Source organism: Shewanella kaireitica, assembly GCF_023284045.1.
In the GTDB taxonomy this organism is placed as follows: Bacteria; Pseudomonadota; Gammaproteobacteria; order Enterobacterales; family Shewanellaceae; genus Shewanella; species Shewanella kaireitica.
In genome coordinates this window covers 543,935-568,347 of record NZ_JAKIKQ010000001.1, presented here as the reverse complement: position 1 = coordinate 568,347, position 24,413 = coordinate 543,935, and the positions used below count along the sequence as shown (strand labels likewise).

The 24,413-nt window shown below is 45.2% G+C and carries 23 protein-coding genes; 18 read left to right on the top strand and 5 right to left on the bottom strand.

Features of this window, described 5'->3' with window-relative positions; translation table 11 throughout:
- Positions 1-123 precede the first annotated feature (123 nt).
- The 3 genes from ccoG to L2730_RS21930 all read left to right on the top strand — a co-directional run bounded on the left by ccoG (position 124) and on the right by L2730_RS21930 (position 4,301).
- Positions 124-1,557, top strand: coding sequence for a cytochrome c oxidase accessory protein CcoG (gene ccoG / locus L2730_RS02440; RefSeq protein WP_248973138.1), 1,434 nt, complete (start codon positions 124-126; stop codon positions 1,555-1,557).
- 254 nt (positions 1,558-1,811) lie between these two features.
- The gene (locus L2730_RS02435) at positions 1,812-3,410 is read left to right on the top strand and encodes an AMP-binding protein (protein WP_248973137.1); all 1,599 of its coding nucleotides are present in this window, start codon (positions 1,812-1,814) and stop codon (positions 3,408-3,410) included.
- Positions 3,411-3,821: 411 nt separating this feature from the next.
- The gene (locus L2730_RS21930; RefSeq protein ID WP_283105616.1) at positions 3,822-4,301 is read left to right on the top strand and encodes a type II secretion system protein; all 480 of its coding nucleotides are present in this window, start codon (positions 3,822-3,824) and stop codon (positions 4,299-4,301) included.
- A 173-nt stretch (positions 4,302-4,474) separates the two neighbouring features.
- Here L2730_RS21930 and L2730_RS02425 read toward each other — a convergent pair whose 3' ends face one another.
- The 5 genes from L2730_RS02425 to L2730_RS02405 form a co-directional block, all read right to left on the bottom strand.
- The gene (locus tag L2730_RS02425) at positions 4,475-4,987 is read right to left on the bottom strand and encodes a lipocalin family protein (RefSeq protein WP_248973136.1); all 513 of its coding nucleotides are present in this window, start codon (positions 4,985-4,987) and stop codon (positions 4,475-4,477) included.
- 178 nt (positions 4,988-5,165) lie between these two features.
- Positions 5,166-7,046, bottom strand: a complete 1,881-nt coding sequence (locus tag L2730_RS02420; protein WP_248973135.1) for an ABC transporter transmembrane domain-containing protein — start codon at positions 7,044-7,046, stop codon at positions 5,166-5,168.
- A 121-nt stretch (positions 7,047-7,167) separates the two neighbouring features.
- Entirely contained in the window at positions 7,168-7,719 is a 552-nt protein-coding gene (gene hutZ / locus L2730_RS02415; RefSeq protein ID WP_248973134.1) for a heme utilization protein HutZ, read from the bottom strand.
- Positions 7,720-7,811: 92 nt separating this feature from the next.
- A complete protein-coding gene (gene hutX / locus L2730_RS02410; protein ID WP_248973133.1) occupies positions 7,812-8,324 on the bottom strand; it encodes a heme utilization cystosolic carrier protein HutX in 513 nt (170 codons plus the stop codon).
- Positions 8,325-8,401: 77 nt separating this feature from the next.
- Positions 8,402-10,453, bottom strand: a complete 2,052-nt coding sequence (locus tag L2730_RS02405) for a TonB-dependent hemoglobin/transferrin/lactoferrin family receptor (RefSeq protein ID WP_248973132.1) — start codon at positions 10,451-10,453, stop codon at positions 8,402-8,404.
- Between the two features lie 304 nt (positions 10,454-10,757).
- Here L2730_RS02405 and L2730_RS02400 point away from each other — a divergent pair, with 304 nt between their 5' ends.
- The 15 genes from L2730_RS02400 to catB all read left to right on the top strand — a co-directional run bounded on the left by L2730_RS02400 (position 10,758) and on the right by catB (position 24,399).
- A complete protein-coding gene (locus L2730_RS02400; RefSeq protein ID WP_248973131.1) occupies positions 10,758-11,501 on the top strand; it encodes an energy transducer TonB in 744 nt (247 codons plus the stop codon).
- A 193-nt stretch (positions 11,502-11,694) separates the two neighbouring features.
- Positions 11,695-12,459, top strand: coding sequence for a MotA/TolQ/ExbB proton channel family protein (locus tag L2730_RS02395; RefSeq protein WP_248973130.1), 765 nt, complete (start codon positions 11,695-11,697; stop codon positions 12,457-12,459).
- Complete coding sequence (locus L2730_RS02390; protein WP_248973129.1) at positions 12,459-12,872, top strand: ExbD/TolR family protein; 414 nt, start codon at positions 12,459-12,461, stop codon at positions 12,870-12,872. Before L2730_RS02395 ends, L2730_RS02390 begins: the two co-directional genes overlap by 1 nt.
- A gap of 139 nt (positions 12,873-13,011) precedes the next feature.
- Complete coding sequence (locus tag L2730_RS02385) at positions 13,012-13,923, top strand: heme/hemin ABC transporter substrate-binding protein (protein WP_248973128.1); 912 nt, start codon at positions 13,012-13,014, stop codon at positions 13,921-13,923.
- A gap of 23 nt (positions 13,924-13,946) precedes the next feature.
- On the top strand, positions 13,947-14,963 hold the full coding sequence (locus L2730_RS02380) for a FecCD family ABC transporter permease (protein WP_248973127.1): 1,017 nt from the start codon (positions 13,947-13,949) through the stop codon (positions 14,961-14,963).
- 2 nt (positions 14,964-14,965) lie between these two features.
- Positions 14,966-15,766: a heme ABC transporter ATP-binding protein gene (locus L2730_RS02375; protein WP_248973126.1), complete on the top strand. Its 801-nt coding sequence runs from the start codon at positions 14,966-14,968 to the stop codon at positions 15,764-15,766.
- 169 nt (positions 15,767-15,935) lie between these two features.
- On the top strand, positions 15,936-17,297 hold the full coding sequence (hutW, locus tag L2730_RS02370; RefSeq protein WP_248973125.1) for a heme anaerobic degradation radical SAM methyltransferase ChuW/HutW: 1,362 nt from the start codon (positions 15,936-15,938) through the stop codon (positions 17,295-17,297).
- A 92-nt stretch (positions 17,298-17,389) separates the two neighbouring features.
- Positions 17,390-17,716: a DUF2956 domain-containing protein gene (locus L2730_RS02365; RefSeq protein WP_248973124.1), complete on the top strand. Its 327-nt coding sequence runs from the start codon at positions 17,390-17,392 to the stop codon at positions 17,714-17,716.
- A gap of 263 nt (positions 17,717-17,979) precedes the next feature.
- Positions 17,980-18,150, top strand: a complete 171-nt coding sequence (gene torE / locus L2730_RS02360; protein ID WP_248973123.1) for a trimethylamine N-oxide reductase system protein TorE — start codon at positions 17,980-17,982, stop codon at positions 18,148-18,150.
- Between the two features lie 41 nt (positions 18,151-18,191).
- Positions 18,192-19,370, top strand: coding sequence for a pentaheme c-type cytochrome TorC (gene torC / locus L2730_RS02355; RefSeq protein ID WP_248973122.1), 1,179 nt, complete (start codon positions 18,192-18,194; stop codon positions 19,368-19,370).
- A gap of 14 nt (positions 19,371-19,384) precedes the next feature.
- Positions 19,385-21,877 (top strand): trimethylamine-N-oxide reductase TorA, encoded by a 2,493-nt coding sequence (gene torA / locus L2730_RS02350; protein WP_248973121.1) that lies wholly within the window; start codon positions 19,385-19,387, stop codon positions 21,875-21,877.
- Complete coding sequence (gene torD, locus L2730_RS02345) at positions 21,874-22,515, top strand: molecular chaperone TorD (protein ID WP_248973120.1); 642 nt, start codon at positions 21,874-21,876, stop codon at positions 22,513-22,515. Before torA ends, torD begins: the two co-directional genes overlap by 4 nt.
- 304 nt (positions 22,516-22,819) lie before the next feature.
- Entirely contained in the window at positions 22,820-23,104 is a 285-nt protein-coding gene (locus tag L2730_RS02340) for a hypothetical protein (protein ID WP_248973119.1), read from the top strand.
- Between the two features lie 78 nt (positions 23,105-23,182).
- Positions 23,183-23,725 (top strand): type II secretion system protein, encoded by a 543-nt coding sequence (locus tag L2730_RS02335; protein WP_248973118.1) that lies wholly within the window; start codon positions 23,183-23,185, stop codon positions 23,723-23,725.
- A gap of 44 nt (positions 23,726-23,769) precedes the next feature.
- Positions 23,770-24,399, top strand: a complete 630-nt coding sequence (gene catB / locus L2730_RS02330) for a type B chloramphenicol O-acetyltransferase (protein WP_248973117.1) — start codon at positions 23,770-23,772, stop codon at positions 24,397-24,399.
- Positions 24,400-24,413 lie beyond the last annotated feature (14 nt).

Below are 24,413 nucleotides of genomic sequence, written 5' to 3'. Positions count from 1 at the left end.
TATGTCGTGATAGAATCAGATGGCAAATTGAACTAATAACAATATAATCAATAACTTAAAATATGGCCTAATGCTTGCTATATAGCTCCTGAGTGAACAATGTCAGTGTCTATAGAGAAGCCAATGTTAAATAGCAATAGTAACAGCAGTGCAGTAGAAAACAGCAACGTGGCTAAGAGCAGCCCGCTAAAAAATCAGCGTATTCCTATTAAACAGATCGACAGCCAAACCAGTGGCAAGATCCATATTCGCCAGCAAAAGGGATACTTTCAACGCATTAGAACCGGAATGAATAGCCTTCTAGTAGCGCTATTTTTCCTACTGCCCTTTATCTCCTATCAAGGCCGGCAAGCTATTTTGTTCAATATTAGTGAGCAGCAGTTTATCTTTTTTGGCACCACTTTATGGCCGCAAGACTTTACCATTCTCGCTTGGGTATTTATTGCTGCCGCTTTCCTACTGTTTTTTGCCACGGTATTTTGGGGCAGAGTCTGGTGTGGATACTTATGCCCACAAACCGCTTGGACATTTATGTTCGTTTGGATTGAAGAGCGCATAGAAGGCAGTAGCAACAAACGTTTAGCCCTAGACAAGGCGCCGATGAGCGCACAAAAGGCGAGCAAGCGCATCAGCAAACACTTAGCTTGGGGCGTTATTGCTCTACTTACCGGCTGTGGCTTTATCGCTTACTTTATTCCTGCCCGAGAATTGTATTTAGACATTTTGACTTTCGAAGCCAGCTTTTGGGTCGCCACCTGGGTATGGTTTTTTGCGATTTGTACCTACTTGAATGCAGGTTGGATGCGCGAACAGATGTGCCTACATTGCTGCCCTTACGCACGCTTTCAATCAGTGATGTTTGATGCTAATACCAAGACAGTTACCTATGATGCCGCCCGTGGCGAAAGCCGTGGCCCACGCAAACGCAAACAAGAAACTGATTTAGGCGACTGCGTAGACTGTAACTTGTGTGTGGATGTTTGCCCTACTGGCATTGATATTCGTAACGGCCTACAGTACGAATGCATCAACTGTGGTGCTTGCGTCGATGCGTGTAATCAAACCATGGAGAAGTTCGGTTATAAAACTAACCTCATCAGCTACGCCAGCGAAAATGAGCTAGTCGATAAAGCCGTGCCTTTTTACGAGTCTTATAAATTCCTAGGCTATGGCATCGCCGCATTGATCATGTTGACTGTGATTGGTTTTGATATCAGTAACCGTTCAGCCATTGAGCTTAATGTTATTCGCGATCGACAAACCCTTTACCGTGAAACGCTCAGCGATGCTATCGAGAATAGTTTTACCTTAAAGATCCGCAATAAAACTCAGCAGGCACGTCACTATCAAATATACGTATCGGGTAATAACAGCTACCAACTGGCGGGCAAATCACGAGTATTAATTGAGGCAGGCGAGCAGCTGGATTACCCAGTAACGGTGTCAGCCGATCTAAACGCGCTTGATAAAAGCCGCAATGAAATTACCTTTGTGGTCGCCGAGCAACACAGCCATAGTCAGGTAACGCAAAACTCCAGCTTCTTTAGCCCAATTTAAACTCCAGTTTTCACTTCAAACAATGAAAGGTAATGCACGATTTGCATTACCTTTCATTTATATAGCCTCCGCCACCAAGTAGAGTAAAAAGTCTAAATCTAACAATGCGATACTTCTCTTTAGTTTGATTTTTGCTGAAACAATTTATTTCACCGCTGACCATTGACCTTGGAGGGATATTCGCACTAATCTAAACACCTGTTTGATTTTTACTAATCCATAATAATTAGAAACTGGCTAACTAAGGTATCTCCATGGCATATGATTCAGACTCGACACTAGACCTTTCACGCTATGCATCGCTTAATGATCTGATAGAACTTGCTAGTGCTAGATACGGTGATAAAGCCGCATACTCCTGCTTAGGCCACGAGACAACCTTCAACGAAATTAACCACTACTCACGTCAATTTGCTGCTTATCTGCAGCAAGAGACCAATCTAGTACAAGGTGACAGAGTCGCGATTCAACTGCCTAACATTACCCAATTTGTGATTGCCGCATATGGCGCTATCAAAGCTGGCATGGTGTTAGTTAACACTAACCCACTCTACACCCAACGTGAACTTATCCACCAGTTCAATGACTCAGGCGCAAAAGCCTTAGTCGTGTTATCGGACTTACTACCAACGCTAACCGAAGTGGTCGCTAACACGGACATAGAAACAGTTATCTCAACCCATGCGATGGACTTAATTGCACCACAGTCACAACCAGAAGTGCCATTTGCAACCGTACCTTTTTGTGATGTGCTTGCGGCAGGCGAAAAGCTCAACTACGCGCCAGTGATTAGTGTTCCAGGGCAAATCGCCGCGCTGCAATATACAGGTGGCACCACGGGTCTATCCAAAGGCGCGATGCTGACCCATGGCAATCTACTTGCCAATGCGATGCAGATAAAGTCCCGCTTAGGCGATCGTTTAGTGGAAGGGGAAGAGATATTTGTCGCCCCGCTCCCCGTGTATCACATCTACGCTTTCATGGTGAATTTGGTGCTTTATTATGAACGTGGCGGCTGCTCAGTATTGATTCCCAATCCTCGTGATATTTCAGGATTAATCTCTACACTAGCGCAATATCCATTCACCGGTTTTGCCGGACTCAACACGCTATTTGTTGGCCTCTGCCATCAACCTGAGTTTAAAGCATTGGATTTTAGTCACCTAAAAGTCACCATCTCAGGCGGCACAGCACTTACACAAGCCGCCGCCAATATTTGGCAGCAAACCACAGGTTGCACCATCTCTGAAGGTTATGGATTATCAGAAACCTCTCCAGTAGTTTCACTCAATGCGCCAGGGCTTGAACAACTCGGCACCATAGGAAAACCAGTACTTGGTACCCATGTAAAGATCCTCGACATGGATGATAAAGAAGTGCCTATCGGTGAAACAGGCGAACTTGCCGTCTTTGGCCCGCAAGTGATGTTAGGTTACTGGAATAATCCTGATGAGACCGCCAAGGTGATGACCAGTGATGGCTACTTTAAAACCGGCGATATTGCCTTAGCTACAGATGACGGTTACCACAAAATTGTCGACCGGAAAAAGGATATGATCATCGTCTCAGGCTTTAACGTTTACCCTAATGAAGTCGAAGATGTGCTATCAAACCATGAAGCTGTACTCGAATGCGCCGTCATCGGTGTCGAAGATGAGCGCAGCGGCGAAGCAGTAAAAGCGGTTATCGTGCTCAGTGACAACAATATGGAACACCAGCAAGCAAAGACAATGATCGACAGCTACTGCCGTGAACAGCTCACGGCATACAAAGTCCCTAAGATCATCAGCTTTGTTGACGCCCTGCCTAAATCAACCGTAGGTAAAATTTTGCGTAGAGAGCTGCGTAAGTAGTTTCTGCTTGAAGATACTATAAGGGAGTCCACCGCTCCCTTATATTCTACTAATAAGAAGACACTCCACCTTTTTGGTTACCTAAGAGATTCTAAGGCCGTTCGAAGAAAGCCCAAATGACTCAACTTTCATAGACCTACCTTCAATCAGCATGTAACTAATTCAACCATCCAGATTAAATTAGTTAAAACCCGACTATTAGAATTACCTCTAATTTTTCACATTAGAATGAATGTAAAGTAAGAAAAAATTACAGTATTTAGTCCGTAGACTATTTAGCTGAATAATTTTCATCGACAAGCATTCTAATTATGTTGACTCATATTCAACACCGCTAAATACTGCTGCATTGAATGCTAACTAAAAAATATACATTCCTGTATTAGCCAGAGCAATAGGAATAAATTAATCATGAAAAAGAATGGCTTTACACTGATTGAACTGGTTGTCGTTATTATAATTTTAGGTATTTTAGCCGTAACAGCAGCGCCTAAGTTTATCGACTTGGGCAGCGATGCTAGAAAGTCAGTCATGCAGTCTCTCAAAGGAAGTTTGAGCGACGCTGTTAAGATGGCACATGCAAAAGCATTAATATCAAACAAAATGGGCTCTAGTGACAGCTTGATCATTAGCGGGAAACACTATGGCTTACGTTATGGTTACCCTGACTTTGTGATCTATGGCGATGGCTCTACCAGTGATAAAGCACTCGCAGTAAACAGTTTGATAGAGTTAGATAGCGACACTGACATTACCTATGACGATAGTGCTTCACCAGCCGTATTCGACTACTCTTCAGCGCCAACACCAGAGCGGTGTAGAGTAAAATACTTTCGAGCGGCTAGCCTCACTACTCCAGCAATCATAGAAACAGACTTTAGTGGTTGCTAAATAAGCACGGTTCTCAGTCGCATCTACAATCGTTTGCCAAAGTGCACGCTATCGGTATTTGCGATTTACAATTAAAAAGAGCAAGCGCTCCGCCGCCTTTGGCTTGGCTCTTTTTACAATAATGAACAAAGCACCGCGCTGTTCGTCACTATAGGCCTATAGTGTTAGGCAACCTACGACTGACTAACCCAAATAATCTCATCCATCGCAAACCCTAACTCTTTAGCTTGCTTGATAAACTGCTGTTTAAGCTCCTCATTTACCTCTGGCGTTCTAGATAAAAACCACAGGTAATCGCGGTTGTAACTGGTGATAAAAGCGTACTGATAACCCTCTTTATCCAGTTCATAGACCACATAAGAGCCATAAAATGGTCCAAAGAAAGATACCTTTAAGTGGCCAATGTTGGTCCCGTCAACAAAGAAAGCTTTACCATCGGCGCTATCCCACATTTGCTCGTCGGTTTTAAAACCGCGATTAGTCACTTTAACGCCACCATCTTCACGCATCTCGTAATTAGCAGTCACTTGCGTCATGCCCCGCTCAAAGCTATGGTCGAGTCTTGCGATCTCATACCAAGTGCCGAGGTACTTAGTTAGCTCAAAATCATCAACCGGCTCTATGCCTTTTGGTAGACTAGTACAAGCTGACAAAAACAACATCGATAACACTAAGCAAAATCGCATAGATAAGCCCTCAAGAGAGTGGTAGTAAACAACATTGATTCAGTACGTTAACGACCAGAATATAGTTCACTATGGCCGCAAATTTATCTTAATATGTTTAATGTTAACCTGCGACTTGGTTTTCAAAGTAAAAAAAGGGCGAGATAACTCGCCCTTTATAAACCATACAATGACACGGTTAACTCGTTGGCGCGGTAAGGTCTTCAGTCAATAGCTGTAAACTGGCAAATTCTCGATACAGCTCACTGCTTTGCATTAACTCATTATGGGTGCCACTAGCAACCAACAGGCCTTTATCTAACACTAAGATCCTGTCGGCATTAATGACTGTTGATAGGCGATGCGCAATGATTAACGTTGTTTTGTTTACCATCAAACTATCAAGCGCTTGCTTAACCTTTTGCTCACTGATTGCGTCCAGCGCACTGGTTGCTTCGTCAAGCAATAAGATTGGCCTATCTGCTAATATCGCTCGCGCAATGGCGATTCGCTGCTTTTGTCCGCCTGATAAACGCACGCCTCGTTCACCGAGGTAGGTGTGGTAACCATCGCTAAATTCAGTAATAAACTCATCGGCTCGGGCTGCAATGCAAGCTTGCTTCACCTCAGCCTCGGTTGCATCAAGGCGGCCATAGCGGACATTTTCGAGCACACTGGTTGCAAAAATAACCGACTCTTGTGGCACTAATGCATATTGCTGCCTGAGGATTTGCGGACACAGCTTTGAGATATCAACACCGTCTAGCTCAATGCTGCCGCTGTTAAGCACATAAAAGCGCTGCAGTAATTCAAATAATGTACTTTTACCCGCTCCGCTGGCACCTACAAGGGCTACCCGCTCTGCTGGGTTAATGTGAATATCAAGCCCACGGATCACCTCATCTTCGCCCTGCTCTTCTATGCCGCCTTCACGGATATTACTGTAAGCGAATCGCACCTGTTTTAACGCCAGTTCACCTTTAACCACCTCAGGTAAAGACAATGGCTCCGCAACAGTGGGAATATCTATCGGCGTTTCAACTAGCTCGATCAACCTCTCAGTAGCACCAGCAGCTCGTTGTATTTCGCCAATCACCTCACTGATTGTTGCTACTGAACCTGCCACCATCACCGCATAAAACATAAAGGCGGATAGTTCACCACCGGTGATACTGCCGTTCATTACATCATGGGCTCCCACCCAAGTGACTAATGCTATAGCTAAAATACTTAAAAACATCACTAGCGAAATAAGGATAGAGCGATACTTGATACGCCCTTTGGCAGCGTCCATTACAGATTCAACACGCTCACCAAACAGCGCGCGGTCTCTATCTTCATGGGAATAAGCTTGTACAGTGTGGATCTCATGCAAGGTTTCATCGACATAAGCGCCCAAGTCACCGACTTTGTCTTGGCTTTTACGAGATAAATCACGCACCTTACGGCCAAAAAAGAAGATTGGCCCCAGCACCATAGGTACCGCCAATAACACCAGTCCAGTCATTTTAAGGCTGGTGATAGCCATCATGACGATGCCGCCAATCACAGTTACGCTAGCTCTCAGTGCCATAGACAAACTTTGTCCTACCACTGACTGCAGCAATGTTGAGTCAGCAGTAAAGCGTGAGATCACTTCACCTGTTCTAAGTTTGGCGTAAAAACCGGGCGATAACTTTAATAGGTGGTCATAAACTTTAAGCCGAATATCGGCACTTACACGCTCGCCTAGCCAAGTCATCAGATAGAAGCGGCAAAATATTGCGCTACTGCTTAATGCCGTAATCCCGATCACCAACAAAATGATTTCATTAAGTCGTGAACTATTGTCTTGCAAAAAACCCTCGTCAACCATCAAACGGACACCTTGCCCGAGTGAAAGCCAGGCTAAAGAGCCGATAAATAGGAAGATAATCGCAGCGATGACTCGCCCTCGATAAGGTTTCAAAAAAGCACCAATCCATGGTAAAACAGCGCGGCGACTAACCGAAGATGTGACGCTGGCAGTTTCTAGCGGCGCCTTATGGGGCGCGGTTGTCTCAGAGGTTCCAGTGGAGACAGAGGATGCTTGTTGGCTCAATGCAGTGTCCTAAATTTGAATGTAAACAAGATTAGAATAACAAAACCCGCTGAGTAGCGGGTAATGATTGTGTGAAAGAGTGCAAACAGCTTGATTTGTTTAAGCTGCTACATGATTGGGATTAAGATGTTGCCGTGTCAGCAAGCTCCGCCTTTGGTGTGCCATGATGACCATCGCGTTTCCAATCGACATCAAGCAGTTCCGCTCCTGATAGGCTAAATGCCTGACCAAAGCCTTTAACATAGAGCCCTTGATGGGGGTTAAGCTTGAACAGGTTGAAATCGGTTAGACTGGCGAGGTTATCAATCATCTCACCAAAGCGGCCAGAGAGTGCCGCCACCCCTTTTATAAAAGTTTCACTATCACGCTCGACCAATTCAGCAGTGGCATCAAAGGTTAAGCGCTTACGGGCGAAAACACTCTTGGATTCATTTTCGTCTTCAACCAGCATCACAGACAAGATATTTGAGGCTTTTAGGTTAGTGCCGTGACGAGCAAGCTCACTGACTAAAATGTAAAAGCCATCATCGGCCAATGCGAATGGTGCATAGCTTGCGTTTGGAATACCACTAGCGTCTTGTGTTGCAAGCTGCAGAGTTGAACGAGCATGCTTAAACTCTTCAATCTCTGGCAGTAGTTTGTCTCGTAATCTTTGCTCTTTTTCAGTCGTCATTGCGCTATTCTCTTATTTTAATTTGTAGCCAGTGCTTCGGCTTTTCGAGCTGTGGCTATTAGGTTTGTTCCGCTAAGATATTGTGTATAGCTTTAAACAGTAGCAGCCTGTAGCTCAGCTTTTATTGCCTTAAAGCGAGCGACTTGCTCTGGCAGTAATACTCGTTTTTTGTCGCGACCTAAATACACTTTAAATACCACTTCACCTGCGGGGCCAAAGAAGTTAATTGAGTGACTTTCAGTACCGCGAAACGGTTTGCTGATTAAGGCAATGGCGCTAATATCATCTAGCTTTAAGTGACCATGCAAACCATCACCCTTGGTGATGAGATTGTAATAACCGTGGGCATACTTCCCTTTAGGAAACGAACCCTTAAACTCAAAAATACTTCCTGAAGCTGACACTATCGTGGTCATATTGCCCCACTCAGGCAGAGACGTTAGCAAGGCATCTTTTTCAGAGACGGGAAGTAACGCCAGTTGCTCGGTAGGCAATACTGACACCACTTCAAACTCTGACACATTGAGCTCTGCTGCTATTTGACTAGGCATTGCACTTGGATTATCAATCAAATGCTGACGGATGGTTTCTACTGTAGTTGGCATGGAATATCTCCAATTAGAAAAACAACAAAAGGCCAAGTCACCTATTGTTGGTGACTTGGCCTTATTCGATAGCTTAGTTAGAAGCTATAACGCGCAGACAATTTAAAGTTCCTTCCCTGTTCATACAGGGTTTGCCACGCTTGGCGATATTCCTCATCACCGATGTTTTCAACTGCAAAGTCGACTCTTAAGCCTTCGAATGTGCCCATTGCAGGTTCCCATGCAACATAGACATCCCAAAGTTTGTATGAGTCATACTGATTAGCGTAATCCTCAGGTAACTGATCTTGCTCAGCGACGTAAGTGAAACGAGTACCGAACTTCATATCACCTTCCATAATGGCTTGTGACAGGTCGATACCCAATTTTTTAGCTGGGATGTTAGTCAGGTAATCGCCTTCGGTTTTGTCTTTGCCCTCTGTTTGACCATAATTCAAGCTCAGGCGAGTTTGCTCATAACGGTAGCGAGTACTGAATTCAAAACCTGTTAGTTTGGCTTCATCAACGTTATTCCAAGAGGTGGTTTGTTCAAAACCAGGAATTCCCATCAGCGGATCAGATACCGATTGCTCGATAAAATCATCAACATCATTTCTAAATACGCTTAGCGTCATTGCTAATTCGTCGTCACCGGCGAGTTCGCTAAAGCGAAGATCCGCTTTTATCTCTTTGTTTTGCGCCTTTTCAGCTTGTAAATCAGGGTTGATTTCAAACGTATTACAAAGTCCACCAGGCAAGAAGCCAGGGATCGGTGGGATGCAGTAATGAGTACCGGTTGAATACATCTCTTCAATGCTTGGTGCGCGGAACGCTTGATCATATCGTGCACTCAAGGTTAACCAATCAGTTGCCGTCCATACCAAGCCTAAGGAGGGTGAAAATGCACTATCATCTGATTCTTGGTTTAAGTTGTTACTGGTGTTTTTAAATGCGTCATAACGCACGGCAGCATCAACTTTCCAGTTATCAGACAGGCTAATATCAGCACGGGTGAATGCTCCCCAAACTGCAGTTTCACCGTCAATATCATCCGGCCTTTGCCCAGCTTGACCACTGTCATCACGCACTGTTTTAATCGTATCTTGGTATCCATCTACACCGTATGTCAGTATGGTGTTAGCAAACTTAGAACTGTTATTAATGCTAAAGCCAAGAGTGTTATATTCAGTGCTATCGACTTGATTTTTAGTGACACGATCTTCATCGTAATCAGTGCCATTCCAATACAGTGTGGCATTAACATCGAGCAACGGATTCGCTTCAGGGTTGAAGCTATAATCTAAGGTGACGTTTTGATCGTTTGTTTTACGCTTCACCAGTGGTACAGAACTGCCAACTTCAGTGGTAGGATTACTCGGAACTAATTCATCGATTTTTGAAAATCTTGCAGAAAGCTGTAAGCGCTGCTCGTCTGTCGGCTCCCAACCAAACTTGGCTAAGCCACTTGTGCCTTCAGAAGCACTATTTTCAAGGGTTTTGTCGTTACCCACTTTAATATTATTACTGTCGTAATAACTACCATTTATCAGCCAATCGACCTTGCCTGTGTTCGCGGTTTCAGATAATCCGTAGATTGCACCACTGGTTTTAATGCGATCGCCATTGCTTTCGAAACCTTGCTTTATATAACCGCCGAACGTGTCTTCATCTTCAAGAAAGTCACTCGCAGACTTGGTGTTTTGGGCAACAACACCACCAATAGCACCACTTCCCCAAAGGCTACTTGCTGGGCCACGTAGGACTTCAACAGAGCTCAAAAGTTCAGGATCTATAAAATAGGTCCCTCGGTGGCCAGAATTAGTATTTTGACGTGCACCATCAATCGTTTGTAAAACGCGTTGACCACCTAAACCACGAATTTCAACCCCTTGTGATGAAGCTCTAGGGCCATTTGATACGTTCACGTTAGCTTCGTTTTTAAGCGCTTGTGCAACAGACGCTGGCTGGAACTCTTGTAACTGCTCTTCATTCACAACTGCAACACTGCGGCTGGTTTCAGACACTTTTTCAGCAACGCGAGTGGCAGAAACAACAACTTCATCGAATTCGGTGACTTTTTGGGTATCTTGTGCGTATACGCTGGAGCTAAAAGCCATTGCCATCGCAATTACGAGCGGCTTCTTGGTCATGTTTCAATCCTCAAGGTAAGTTTATGGGGCAGCGACAACACTCATTTAGTCCTTTAATTGCGCAGAATCGGACACCCGTTCTATTATTTTTGGCACTTTACCTGAGAAAAAAACATAGATCAAATGAAAATCATTATCATTTGCGATCTTGTTAAGATTCGTATATCTTATTGTCATTAACTAAAACTGTTGAACATAACCTTCTGTAAAATATGTAAATTGTAAGTTTTGTAAAGCTTATCTAAGCATATGTATTTTATAAGGTGTATCGCAGTAGCACTGATTTTAACGAAGACAATCGCTCATGACCCCTAAACGATACTTTGCTTTTGGTTGCATCACGCTGTTAATCCAAGGTGGTGTGCTCGCCTCACAAAACAGCTCCCCAGCTTTGCAACTTAATTCAGGCTCAGCCATGGGCTCTAATCAGGCCATGAATCTATCTATTGCTATGCAAGCAAGCCAAGCACCTGCGAGTGCCGCTGCTGAACCTGAGCCAGTAAAGGAAGTCGCACCTGTAAAGCAAGCGCCGAAAATAGTTAAGACCAAACCTGTCGCCCCCACGCCAGCGGTAAACACAAAGCCCAAAACGACTGAGGTCCGCAAAAAAACCACTGCAGAAACAAAGTCTGTCGCCAAGCCGCAAGCTGTAGCGAAAAAACAACCAGAGAAAGTTGAGGCTATCAAAGAAGTAGCGCAGGACAATAGCATTGAACAAGTGGCTCATAATCAAAGCCAAGTAAGTGGCAAGCAAGGCATCACGCAGCAGTCTGTAGAGTTAAGTCAGCCAACGTTTGCCGCGCCACCAGCACAGCCTCACTACCCTAAGAAGGCCCGTAAACGTGGGCTCCAAGGAACAGCAACCATCGAGGTTATGTTCAATCAGGTAGGCGAACAATTATCACTAACACTAGTCGACAGTTCAGGTTATCGACTGCTAGATAAAGCGGCACTCAATGCCGTAGAAAAATGGCAGTTTTCAGCTCCCACGCCGCAAACAGCCTACGCCTATACAGTGCGGGTACCGGTTAAGTTTCAGCTGAATTAACTCAATATCAACTTAAAGCAATCGATGAAATGGTGCTAAGCCACTAGATGATCGTTAATGACCTCTCTCTAGGAGAGAGAGGAGCATAGCTTCAATAGGCTAATGCTGAAGATTTTAAACAAGCGTTTTAGGGACGACGCGAATTAACCAACTAACACGACGCGATACAAAGATAATCGTATAGGAAAATTACATGTCTCAATCTTTATCTCAATCGGCAGCGCAGTCAGCTTCCCAGCCCCTGTATCACCAACTGTCAGAGCAGCTAGGTTACCTCACTTGGCCGCTATTCATCTGCGCATTTTTGGCACTGATGATCATTCTCGAACGCTTAGCGTTAATGTTGTACGAACTGCCTAAAAGAGACGGTTGGCTAGCTCAACTACGGCAACAAGCACGCAGTGCGACACCAGAGCAGCGCCAACAACTCACGACACAAATTAGCCAAGGACGCAGTATGCTTGCCAAAGGCACAGCACTGTTATTAAGCCATAGTGATCAAAGTCGCGAGATGCGCGAAGAGATTGTCAGCTTGTGGCTAGTAAAACAAAAAGGCCGTTTACTATCAGGCCTTAAGATCTTGCAAATCATTGGTATTATCACCCCATTGCTAGGTCTGCTAGGCACTGTGCTTGGCTTAATCGAAATGTTTAATCAACTCGGGCTTTCCGACGGACCTGTAACCCCTTCTGAATTAGCTTCTGGACTAGGCCTTGCGATGAATACCACCGCAGCTGGTCTAATTATTGCCGTCCCCGCTATCACTATGGCACATCTGTTTACACTCTGGGCTGAGAGACGATGCAATAAGTTGGCCCATGCGCTTAATCTGTTAAACCTGTGGTTAGAAGGCTTTGATCAAGCCTTAAGTATAGGTAGCGATTCTGCTGCGCAGCTCTGTAGTAAAGCGGCAACTTGCAAAGAAGCAAGCTGCCAAGTGCCAAATGGAGCTAGCTGATGATCACAAGTGATAACGAGCAAAGCAGCGCTTTGCAAGGATTAGATCTAACTCCACTCATTGACATAATTTTTATTGTATTGGTGTTTTTGCTGTTAACCGCCAACACGCAGCTGCTGAGCTTACCTGTGGATGTGCCAACTGAAGCTGATGCTGACTTAAGCGCCTTGTCTCACGACAAACATATAGCAATAAACATCCTCACCACCGAACCACACTGGGCGATTGATGGCACCACTTTTCAAAACTTTGATGATTTTGAAGCCGAGTTCATCAAGATTTTTGGCACTGATCCGGAAGTAAACGTCGTGGTCGCTGCCGATAAAACAGCACCCGTTCAACCCTTGATGAATGTGTTGGCACTGCTACAGCGACAACAGATCAGCAATACCCAAATTTTGATGGAGCCTTAATAGGTAAAGCGCTCTAAATACAGAGCATTTATACAGGAAACACCCTAGGCAAATCGCTTTTAGTCACACTATCGAATTTACGTGTGCCCAAGTGCGGGTACACGCTTTTATGAATAAGTTTAATTTTTTGGAGTTTTTCATGCTTAACTTTAATGCTTTCCTCCCTATGACTCGCCGCATGGCTATGGGCTTTGGTTTATCTACACTTTTGTGTAGCAGCGCGATTGCCCACCAAGGGGAACATGACCACGCAGCTCCTCGGGTTGTTAGTGCTGGCGCGGGAATGACAGAGCTGGTATTTGCTTTAGATGCTGGCGATGAACTGGTTGCCGTTGACTCTACCAGCCAACTGCCAGATGAATCTCAGAATATTGCCAAACTTGGTTATCACCGCATGCTATCGGCAGAAGGTATTTTGGCGCTTAATCCAAGCGTAGTCATGGGCACTGATGCCATGGGTCCCAAAGCCACATTGGATGTGCTGTCAGCCGCTAAAATTAATGTAGTACAGCTCCCCAGTGCCAACACCCAAGCTCAACTATTTAGCAATATTGATGCAATGGGTACGTTATTACAAAGGGAACCGCAAGCCAAACAGCTTAAATCTGATTTACAGCAATCATTTAAAGATATAGAAACTAAAAAACAGCAGATAGCGAGTAAAGGTGATGCACCAAAAGTACTATTTTTGTTGCTACAAGCTGACAGACCAGCGCGAGTCGGTGGTGATGAAACTGCCGCTGACATTATTATTAACTTAGCCGGTGGTAAAAATATCGCTGGCTTCTCAGGCTATAAAAGTGTCTCACAAGAGGGCATCCTTGCGCTCAACCCTGACGTTATCTTAATCTCAAATCGCTCTGATAAAGCAACCGAGAACCCTGTGGAATCGCTACTAAAAAGTATGCCATTGCTAGCCCACACGCCAGCGGGTAAGAATAAGCAGATCCAAAATCTTAATCCGCAAGCTTTACTCGGTGGACTCGGGATTAGTGCTATTGCTGCAGCTGATAAGTTAGCCAGTGATTTCATCAGCGTTAAGCGTTACTAAATCAGCAAAACTGGGATAGATAAATGGAAAATACTCGTTGGCTTTGGCCCTGTTTACTGACCGCTTTGGTCGTAACATGCCTGATGTCTGTCAGCATAGGTCCACTGCAGATTAGCCCCAGTGCTAGCTTCAGTGCCGTCATAAATTGGGCAACGCATTTTGAGATTGGAAGCGTTGCCCCCCATGAACAACTCGTTATAGATAATGTCCGTTTGCCACGCACCTTACTTGCTTTAGCTGTGGGAGCAGTGCTGGCGCAATGTGGCGCCGTCATGCAGGGGCTGTTTCGAAATCCTCTGGCAGATCCCGGGATTATTGGTGTTTCCTCTGGCGCTGCGCTCGGCGCCGCTATTTGTATCGTACTATTTCCCCAAGGTGGTGAATATGCCGTTGCAGTCAGTGCCTTCTTGGCAGGTTTAGTCACCACATTAGTGGTCTACCGCCTTGCTAGCAGTCCAACTGGTACTTCTGTCGTGTTACTGCTGCTATCGGGTGTTGCCGTTGCCGCTCTTGCTGGCGCCGGAATCGGGTTATTGACCTATATGGCTGACGACATGGCTTTACGAGATCTCACTCTATGGCAGCTTGGATCGATTGCGGGAGCGCAGTGGCATTATGTCGTACTCACACTCATTGCGCTTGCACTTGTCAGTTGGCAGTTTAACCGCAGCGCAAAGGCGCTAAACGCTCTATTGCTTGGTGAAGCTGAAGCGCGTCACTTAGGATTAGATGTTGATAAACTGAAACTCAAGCTGATTGTGCTATGCGCTATAGGCGTTGGGATATCCGTTGCTGCTACCGGTATTATTGGCTTTATCGGCTTAGTGGTACCGCACTTAGTGCGTATGTTGGTAGGGCCCGACCATAAACAGCTTCTACCACTAAGTGCAATGCTCGGCGCTGCACTGTTGGCGCTAGCAGATATAGGGGCACGGGCTATTGTTGCCCCCTCAGAGCTCCCCGTTGGTTTAGTCACTGCGCTTTTAGGCGCGCCTTTCTTTATCGTTCTATTGCTTAAACAACGCAGTAAGTTGGTATAACTATGAAGCAAACATCACAGTCGCAATCGCAGTCCTCAGTGATAGAAGTTAACCACCTTTCAGTGCGCATCGGTCATAAGCCAGTTCTAACCGATATCAACTTGACTATCCAAGCTGGTGAAGTGACCGCACTTCTAGGGCCAAATGGCGCCGGAAAATCAACCTTGCTTAAAAGCTTATGCCAAGAGGTTGCAGCGGAAACCGGACAGGTTAAAGTACACGGTCAAGAGCTGAAAAAATGGGATCGCAGCCAACTGGCAAAATCTCTTGCTGTCTTGCCACAACACGCCTCATTGACCTTTCCGTTTAAGGTAGAGCAAGTGGTTGAAATGGGCCTGTATCCCTTAACCCTATCTCAACGACAAGGCGAGCAGTTAATTGATTTACAGCTCGATAGGTTAGATCTAACGGCATTAAAGCACCGCAGTTACCCCACTCTCTCAGGAGGTGAAAAGCAGCGAGTGCAGCTAGCCCGAGTATTAACCCAGCTCGCTCAATCGGATAAACCGGCAATCCTGTTTTTAGATGAACCGACCTCAGCATTGGATCTTGCACAGCAGCATAGAGTGTTAAAACTGGCACGGTCGCTTGCGCATGAAAACAACTACGCGGTAGTCGTGGTGCTACACGACCTGAACCAAGCTTCACGCTACGCCGACAGGCTGATCGTTTTAGAGCAAGGAAAAATCGTCAGTGATGGTGCTCCTGCAGCGGCCTTAACGCCGGAAACCATAAGACAAGTTTGGAAGTACGACCCCATTGTAGTGATGGAGCCGGGGAAGCAAACACCGCTATTGTTTTAATACATCGCTTTGAACTGTATTCATTCCAAGGATGGAATGACCGACCCCATTCATAGCCCGTTATCAGGCAATATTTACAATGCAAATAACGGCTAACTTGATCTACTTCACCTACACCGCAAAGGATAATGATTATCATTACCATATTATTTTGTGATTGAGACTGATAATGATCTTAACGCCAACAATGACAGGCCTCGCGAGTCCAGATCCCTTACAACACGCCTTTAAAGTCAAGAGCGCACCGCACGCTGGTCGCAGCGGCAGTCGCCCACTTAATATCACCCCAGAGCTTTGGCAGCAATGGTGGCAACAGCCTACTCAGGCACAGCAAAGAGCGCTTTATATCCACATCCCTTTTTGCCGAAAGCGATGTAGTTTTTGTAACTTCTTCGAAAATGGCGCAAACCCTCAACGGATTAGCGATTACGTGCAGCAGTTGTGCCAGCAACTAACTGTGGCTGCTAGCAGCCCATTTGCGCAAAGCCAAGGCTTCGACACCGTTTACGTCGGTGGTGGTACCCCGACAGATATAACAGCCTCTGAAATAGCAATGTTAGGCGAGGCAATACATCGCTTTCCACTGCTTGATAATGCAGAGGTGACGCTCGAAGGTCGTCTCAATGGCTTTGATGACGACAAATGGCATAGCGCATTAGATGTTGGCTTTAATCGCTTTTCATTCGGTGTGCAAAGTTTCGATACCGAGGTTAGGCGTGCAGCTGGGCGATTTGATGAAAAAGCGCAGTTGCTACAACGGTTATCCACGTTAAGCCAACATGACAGCGCCAGCATCGTAGTTGACCTTATTTTTGGCCTACCGGGACAAACCCTGCCTATTTGGCAGCAAGATCTACAAGCAGTTATCGACAGCGGCGTCCACGGCGTCGACTTGTATCAATTAATAGGGTTAGGTGGTACCCGCATAGATCGCGCCAATGACAAAGGTAAGATCCTTGGTACTGCCAGCAGCGAGTTTCAAGCCGACAGCCAAACCCGGGCGCAGATGTATGCCTATGGCGCAGAGTATTTAGAGTCAAAGCAATGGCAACGCTTATCCAGTTGCCATTGGCGTCGAGATGCTCGCGAGCGCAGCGTTTATAACTCGCTTGCTAAGAGTGGCATTGAGATCCTTCCCTTTGGTGCAGGAGCAGGCGGCAGTATTCATGGGTATTCGATGATGAACGCTCGCGGTTTAACCGACTGGCATCAAGCCCAACAACAGCCCTGCACTATCGGCAATGACGCATCGTTATCTACGCCTCATAATGTACCAGGAATGATGTTTACGCCTAACCCATCTGCGAAACTCGACGCTATTTTTAAGCGCGGTTTAGATAGTGGCAAATTGCAGTTTAACCAACTTGAAACTCACCTGGTAGAACAGTTACAGCCGCTTTTTGAAGCATGGCAAAGCAATGGACTTGCGCAGCTTAGCAGCAACGCATTAACACTGACGTTGGCAGGACGTTTTTGGAATGTAAATATGCAAACAGGTCTGTTTGAGTTTCTGACTGAAAACAAAAGTTAAACAGGATTTATTCTCGCGGAGAAAATAAGTCACTAAATGATAAATCGGCTCATGTTATAGTGAGCCTATTCTTAGCTAAGCATTCATAAAATATGGCACAGCAGATCTCAGACGAAACCAAGAACGAAGCAATGAAAGTGGCAAAATCGACCCAGAAACCAGGGCAAACAAAAGAGCAAACTAAGCTGATTGCTCAAGGCATTGAAAAGGGTATTGCCGAATACAAGAAACAACAAAAAGGCAAAGCTCGGGTACGCGATAAGCAAAAGAAACAGCAGGTTCGCGCTAAGGCGAGAGCTGCAGAGTCTGAGCATATTGAAGAAAATATTGAAGACCGCGCCGCCAGTCCTTATCTGCCTTGGGGCTTATTGACCCTAAGTTGGATTGGATTTATCTGCTACCATGTTATGACAAAATAATCCTACTTTTAGTATCAGCCGCTGTTTGCAGCGCTTATGGGCGGCTGATATAACCCCTGCAAGTTATTACGCCCACCCTCCAGCCTAAATCAATACAAGTCACTGATTTTAAAAATTACAACTCACTTAATTACCCTTACCTAATTCTATTCATATTTCTTCATAACTTGTCTCAAACCGTTCATTGCAAGCCCCATTGCTGTTCACATCATCTCCCTATAATGACCTCATCAAAGAAAGGATTGAGCTGGAGCTGAACGGTCATGACAAATCAAAATCCGAATAAACTGAATACGAGTAGCAAGAAAGATGAGCTTAAAGCATTGAGTTTCATCATCTTTATATTATTCCCTGCACTTAGCATCGCCTTTGTGAGTAGCTATGGCTTCGTCATTTGGATGATCCAAGCGTTTGGCGGCGTTGTCGCTCACTAATCCCCTATTTCACTTTATAAACTTATTACGAGGATGCGATTATGAGATGGTTACTTAACATCTGGCGCACACTAACCAAACCAGCACAATACCTTACACTCGGCACCGTTAGCGTGTCAGCGTTTCTAATGGGCGTTATCTTTTGGGGTGGCTTTAACACCGCACTTGAAGCAACTAACACTGAAGCGTTTTGCATTAGCTGTCACAGCATGGAAAGCATGCCGTATAAAGAGCTACAAGAAACAGTGCATTGGTCAAATCACTCTGGTGTAAGAGCAACCTGCCCTGACTGTCACGTTCCTCATGAGTGGAGCCGTAAAATTGGTCGTAAAATTGAAGCCTCTCACGATGTGTGGGGTTGGTTATTACAGACCGTCAATACCCCCGAGAAATTCGAAGATAAACGCCTAGAGATGGCCAGCCGAGAGTGGAAGCGATTCGACCGCGATAACTCGCTAGCCTGTAAAAACTGCCATAACTACGACTCAATGAAGTGGGACAGCATGTCTAAGCTCGCACAAAAACAGATGAAGCGCGCCGCAGAACTCGATCAAAGCTGTATTGATTGTCACAAAGGCATCGCCCATAAGCTACCAGATATGGGCACCGCTCGTGCGCCAGAACTCATTGCAGAAGTAGGCTCTGGCGTTAACGGCTTAGAGGTTGACCAAAGCTACTTTACCGCACTGACCAAGCCTGTTTACTTTAATGAGAAAACAGACGTTGAAGCCGGCACTTTGAACATCGCCACTAAAGTGAAAGTATTAGAGCTCAAGGGTAACCGCGCCAAAATCGGTATCGATGGCTGGAGAAAAAAAATCGGTGCAGGTCGCGTGATCTACTACGACTTCGGTTTAAACATTCTCTCAGCACAACTGACCAAGGATGCAGCACTCGAAGAGGGCGTCATTCAGACTTTCGAAGAGAAAGAAGATCCAATGACAGGCCTAAAATGGCAGCGTGTCGAAGCCGTTATCTGGACAGATACAGACTACTTACTTAGCGACCTACAGCCACTTTGGAACTATGCTCGCAGCACCTATAGTGACAGCTGCAGTGTGTGTCACACCCAGCCAGATGAAGCGCACTTTGACGCCAACACTTGGCCAGGAATGTTCCAAGGCATGATCGCCTTCGTCAACATGGATCAAGATACTCAAGCGTTAGTACAGAAATACTTGCAAGAGCATTCATCAACTTTCAATAAGTCGGCTCACTAATAGGACTGCAGATTATGAACAGAAGAGATTTTCTAAAAGGCTTAGTCGGCACCTCATATGTTGTACTTAGCGGCTCATCAGTCTTAGCACCGTTAAATGCTTTAGCGGCCTCAGGCGCAAAAGCCAGTGATGGATGGTTGACTACAGGTTCACACTTTGGCGCATTCAAGATGAAGCGCAAAAATGGCGTGATTGATCAGGTCATCCCGTTTGACCGTGATAAGTATCCAACTGATATGATTAACGGCGTTAAGGGCTTAGTCTACAACCCGTCTCGTGTGCGTTACCCAATGGTTCGTTTGGACTTTTTACTGAAAGGTCATAAAAGTGATACTAGCCAACGTGGTGATTTCCGCTTTGTACGCGTCACTTGGGATAAGGCGCTATCACTATTTAAAGACTCACTTGATGAAGTGCAAACTAAATATGGCCCTTCAGGGCTCCATGCCGGCCAAACCGGCTGGCGTGCAACCGGTCAGCTACACTCAAGCACCAGCCATATGCAACGTGCTGTTGGCATGCATGGCAACTTTGTTAAGAAGGTCGGCGACTACTCTACCGGTGCAGGGCAAACCATTTTGCCTTACATCTTAGGCTCTACAGAAGTATATGCCCAAGGCACATCTTGGCCGCTTATTCTTGAGAACTCTAAGACGATTATCTTGTGGTCGAACGATCCTTATAAGAACCTGCAAGTGGGCTGGAATGCTGAGACTCATGAGTCTTATGCTTACCTTGCCGAGCTAAAAGAGAAAGTGGCAAAAGGTGAGATCCGCGTAATTAGCATCGATCCTGTTGTCACTAAAACACAACAGTACTTAGGCTGTGAGCAGTTATACGTTAACCCACAAACTGACGTGGCGTTAATGTTAGGTATTGCCCACGAAATGGTGGCAAAGAACCTTCATGACACCAAATTTATTGAAGGTTACAGCTTAGGCTTCGACCGTTTCTTGCCTTATATTCAAGGTGAAACCGATGGCGTTGAGAAAACACCAGAGTGGGCCGCTGAGATCACAGGAGTTTCTGCTGAGATCATTCGAGATCTCGCCAAGGTAATGACAAAGAGCCGCACCCAAATGCTCATGGGCTGGTGTATCCAGCGTCAGCAGCATGGCGAACAGCCTTATTGGATGGCGGCAGTTCTCGCCACCATGATAGGTCAAATCGGCTTACCTGGCGGCGGTATTAGCTATGGTCATCATTATTCGAGCATTGGCGTGCCTTCATCTGGTGCAGCAGCGCCAGGCGCATTCCCGCGTAACTTGGATGAAGACCAAAAGCCACTGTTTAATAGCAATGACTTTAAAGGCACCAGCAGCACCATACCAGTTGCACGGTGGATAGACGCGATACTTGAGCCTGGTAAAACCATTGACTCAAACGGCAGTAAAGTCACTTTCCCTGATATTAAAATGATGGTGTTTTCCGGTAACAACCCTTGGAACCACCACCAAGATCGTAACCGCATGAAGCAAGCATTTCAGAAACTTGAATGTGTGGTAACTATCGACATGAACTGGACGGCAACTTGTCGCTTCTCAGACATAGTACTGCCTGCATGTACTACGTTCGAGCGCAACGATATTGATGTCTATGGCAGCTACGCTAACCGCGGTGTATTAGCAATGCAGAAGATGGTCGAGCCACTTTATGAAAGCTTGTCTGACTTTGAAATCTTCACTCGCTTTGCCCGTATTATGGGTAAAGAGAAAGAGTACACTCGCGGCATGACCGAACGTGAATGGCTAAACAAACTATACACTGACTGTAAGAATGCTAACGCGGGTAAATTTGAGATGCCTGAATTTGATGAGTTCTGGAAACAGGGTTACGTACACTTTGGTGAAGGTAAGCCTTGGACACGTCATGCAGCCTTTAGAGAAGATCCAGAGATCAACCCATTGGGTACCCCATCAGGCTTGATTGAGATCTTTAGTCGTAAGATAGCCCAGTACCAATATGATGATTGTCCAGGCCACCCAACTTGGATGGAAAAATCAGAGCGCAGCCATGGCGGACCAGGTTCTGACAAATTCCCTGTGTGGATGCAGTCTTGTCACCCTGATAAACGTTTACACTCGCAGATGTGCGAATCTGAGCAGTACCGTGAAACCTATACCGTTAATGGTCGCGAACCGGTTTATTTAAATCCTAATGATGCTAAAAAACGCGGTATTAAAGCAGGTGACGTTGTGCGAGTGTTTAACGACCGTGGCCAGCTGCTAGCGGGTGCTGTGGTATCAAATAACTTCCCTAAAGGAGTTATTCGTATTCACGAAGGCGCTTGGTATGGTCCCGTTGGCGAAGACGGTAGCAAAGAGGGTGGCGCAGAAATTGGCGCACTATGTAGCTACGGTGATCCAAACACTTTAACCCAAGATATTGGTACATCAAAACTGGCGCAAGCATGCTCTGCCTATACCTGCCTAGTTGAATTTGAAAAGTATCAAGGTAAAGTACCAAGAGTCAGTTCATTTAGCGGACCCGTTGAGATAGCACTATGAGCACAGAAACAGCTAACCCAGTAAATCAGGCAAGAAGTACTATTTATCAGTTGCTTTCATCTTTGTTCGCCAAAGAGATTGATCATAAAACACTGCATGAATTAACCAGTACTCAAGCACAAGCGTTTTGGTCACAACTTGCCGCCGAAGCTAGCTTTAAAGCTGATGTTGACGTGCTTGTTGCAGAGTTTGCCAAACTCAATAGCGATAAAGCCTTGCTAGAGCTTGCTGCCGACTATTGCGGCCTATTTCTAGTCGGTACTAAGAACAGTGCTTCACCTTACGCAAGTCTGTATTTAACTGACACTCCTGTAGCCAAAGGTGATGAGCCTTTACTATTTGGTGAGCAACACCAGCAGATGACGCAATTTTTAAAACAGAGCCAGCTGCAGGTACAGAGTGAGTTTCCAGAGCCTGCCGATCACCTAGCGGTAATATTGGCTTATGTGGCGCATATCAATATGCATTGCAGTAACCAACAGCAGCTTGAGTTTATTCGCGACAACCTGGCTAATTGGTTAGCAACTTTTGTAGCAAAAGTCGCCAAGGTCGACACTGGCAATTTCTATATCGCCTTAGCGCAACTGACACTTGCTTGGGTTAACTCAGATCTGGAGTGGCTGGAAAGCGAAGATTAACCTTAACTAGCCCTCATTCTTAAGAGCTAGTTCAGCCTAAATTAAATGCCGGTAGTGATGACCCACTATCGGTATTTTTGTCTCTACCTTTTAATTCAATCCACTTTCCGATGTAACGCTCAAATCTAAATTTTTAACTGAAAGCTCTTTGTTTTTTGATGAAGCTCTCTCTCAAATCGCGACACAACAGAGGCGCCCGCTTCCCTAAATAAAGCAAAAGTGCTATACAGAACAAGTGAGTTAATAACGATCAATTTAAAATACCCTGCAACAAAATCCTCAAGGGACAAGGAATCGATACATCATGGATGAACCACTGTTAATCATCGTTATTTTAGGGCTCGTTTTTTGCATTTTCCATATACAAAAAACAGATAGCAAATTAAAAATCATAGAAAATAAAATAGACACATTACTAGAGAATAATGGCATTGTGTTTGATGAAAACATACATGTATCTAAAGATGTGTTAACGGCGATTACCTTAGGTAAAAAGTTAACCGCTATTCGGTTATATCGTGAAGAGACAGGCGCTAGCCTAAAAGATGCTCATGAGGTCATCAGCCGAATCGCAACAAAAAATGAGTAGCTTTTACAGCAGACACTCGCGAGTTAGGCACACAGCAACTAATGATAAACCGGCAAATGTTAAAAAGGCATTCAAACAATGATCTCCTCAAAAAATAGTGGAACATATTCCCGTAATTCTGGTTTTACCCTAATAGAGCTCGTGGTGGTGATTATCATTCTAGGGATCTTGTCTGTCGTTGCATTACCAAAATTTATCAATTTGAAAACCGATGCCAATAAAGCTGTGATTAAAGGAGCTTTGGGCTCAATAAAAACAGCAGTCTCACTCTTTAAAGCTAAAACGTTAACCTCAGGAAGTAGCTTTACAGACGTGGTTGAATTCTCCGATGTTAAAGGCAGCTATTACCAACCTTGGGCAGCCACCGCTACCGCCAATGGTTTTTCTGCAGACTATTCATCACCACCTGAAATATTTGAAGGTGCAGGGTTAGATGTTAACGACTGGGCTTATCGTATTTACGTGCAAAGTGGCAGTTACTCGGTAGTGGCTACTCCTATCAGCGTGCTCGATAAAAGTGAGCCAAGTGCTACCGAGGTAAAAGCAACTAATTGCTATTTTGAGTACCATTGGCAAACCTCTGGAGAGCCAACAATTACCAGTGTTGTCAGCCAGTGCTAATACTGACTTAAATATTGCCTGCATTAAAACTAAAGGTTTTTAGCTTGAACAACTATTTCGAAAGCCCATTTGTGGGTAAGCCACTGCAAGAGCAAGTCACCAACCCCAACATTATCGTTGGCAAACACAGCTATTACTCCGGCTATTACCATAATCACAGTTTCGATGATTGTGCACGTTACCTAATGGCGGATAGAACTGACATCGATAAGCTCATTATTGGTAGCTACTGCTCAATTGGATCTGGTGCGGTATTTATGATGGCAGGAAACCAAGGTCATCGACACGATTGGATCAGTACCTTTCCCTTTTTCTATCAAGATCATGAAGACTTTAGCCATGGGATTGATGGTTTTGAACGTGCTGGCGATACCGTTATTGGTAATGATGTTTGGATTGGTAGTGAAGCCATGATAATGAGTGGCGTCAATGTTGGTGATGGCGCTATTATTGCCAGCCGCGCGGTGGTGACCAAAGATGTTGCACCTTACGAAATTGTGGGCTCTAACCCAGCTAAACACATTCGTTTCCGATTTTCTGCAACAGAAATATCTCAGTTACTTGAAATGCAATGGTGGCTTTGGAGCGATGAAGAGCTCAGAGGTGCGATGGCCTTCATGTGCTCATCGAATATCAGTGGCCTATACAGTTACTGGCAGGATTTTACTCTTTAATCATTTGCACGCCT

Excerpts from the sequence above, each read along its gene's own strand:
- L2730_RS02375 (WP_248973126.1), top strand. The coding sequence starts at position 14,966 with ATGAAGCAAACATCACAGTCGCAATCGCAGTCCTCAGTGATAGAAGTT.
- hutZ (WP_248973134.1), bottom strand. The coding sequence starts at position 7,719 with ATGACGACTGAAAAAGAGCAAAGATTACGAGACAAACTACTGCCAGAG.
- hutW (WP_248973125.1), top strand. The coding sequence starts at position 15,936 with ATGATCTTAACGCCAACAATGACAGGCCTCGCGAGTCCAGATCCCTTA.
- L2730_RS02435 (WP_248973137.1), top strand. The coding sequence starts at position 1,812 with ATGGCATATGATTCAGACTCGACACTAGACCTTTCACGCTATGCATCG.
- L2730_RS02385 (WP_248973128.1), top strand. The coding sequence starts at position 13,012 with ATGCTTAACTTTAATGCTTTCCTCCCTATGACTCGCCGCATGGCTATG.
- torA (WP_248973121.1), top strand. The coding sequence starts at position 19,385 with ATGAACAGAAGAGATTTTCTAAAAGGCTTAGTCGGCACCTCATATGTT.
- ccoG (WP_248973138.1), top strand. The coding sequence starts at position 124 with ATGTTAAATAGCAATAGTAACAGCAGTGCAGTAGAAAACAGCAACGTG.
- L2730_RS02400 (WP_248973131.1), top strand. The coding sequence starts at position 10,758 with ATGACCCCTAAACGATACTTTGCTTTTGGTTGCATCACGCTGTTAATC.
- hutX (WP_248973133.1), bottom strand. The coding sequence starts at position 8,324 with ATGCCAACTACAGTAGAAACCATCCGTCAGCATTTGATTGATAATCCA.
- L2730_RS02365 (WP_248973124.1), top strand. The coding sequence starts at position 17,390 with ATGGCACAGCAGATCTCAGACGAAACCAAGAACGAAGCAATGAAAGTG.
- L2730_RS02395 (WP_248973130.1), top strand. The coding sequence starts at position 11,695 with ATGTCTCAATCTTTATCTCAATCGGCAGCGCAGTCAGCTTCCCAGCCC.
- L2730_RS02405 (WP_248973132.1), bottom strand. The coding sequence starts at position 10,453 with ATGACCAAGAAGCCGCTCGTAATTGCGATGGCAATGGCTTTTAGCTCC.
- L2730_RS02390 (WP_248973129.1), top strand. The coding sequence starts at position 12,459 with ATGATCACAAGTGATAACGAGCAAAGCAGCGCTTTGCAAGGATTAGAT.
- torD (WP_248973120.1), top strand. The coding sequence starts at position 21,874 with ATGAGCACAGAAACAGCTAACCCAGTAAATCAGGCAAGAAGTACTATT.
- L2730_RS02335 (WP_248973118.1), top strand. The coding sequence starts at position 23,183 with ATGATCTCCTCAAAAAATAGTGGAACATATTCCCGTAATTCTGGTTTT.
- L2730_RS02425 (WP_248973136.1), bottom strand. The coding sequence starts at position 4,987 with ATGCGATTTTGCTTAGTGTTATCGATGTTGTTTTTGTCAGCTTGTACT.
- L2730_RS02380 (WP_248973127.1), top strand. The coding sequence starts at position 13,947 with ATGGAAAATACTCGTTGGCTTTGGCCCTGTTTACTGACCGCTTTGGTC.
- torE (WP_248973123.1), top strand. The coding sequence starts at position 17,980 with ATGACAAATCAAAATCCGAATAAACTGAATACGAGTAGCAAGAAAGAT.
- L2730_RS02340 (WP_248973119.1), top strand. The coding sequence starts at position 22,820 with ATGGATGAACCACTGTTAATCATCGTTATTTTAGGGCTCGTTTTTTGC.
- torC (WP_248973122.1), top strand. The coding sequence starts at position 18,192 with ATGAGATGGTTACTTAACATCTGGCGCACACTAACCAAACCAGCACAA.
- L2730_RS21930 (WP_283105616.1), top strand. The coding sequence starts at position 3,822 with ATGAAAAAGAATGGCTTTACACTGATTGAACTGGTTGTCGTTATTATA.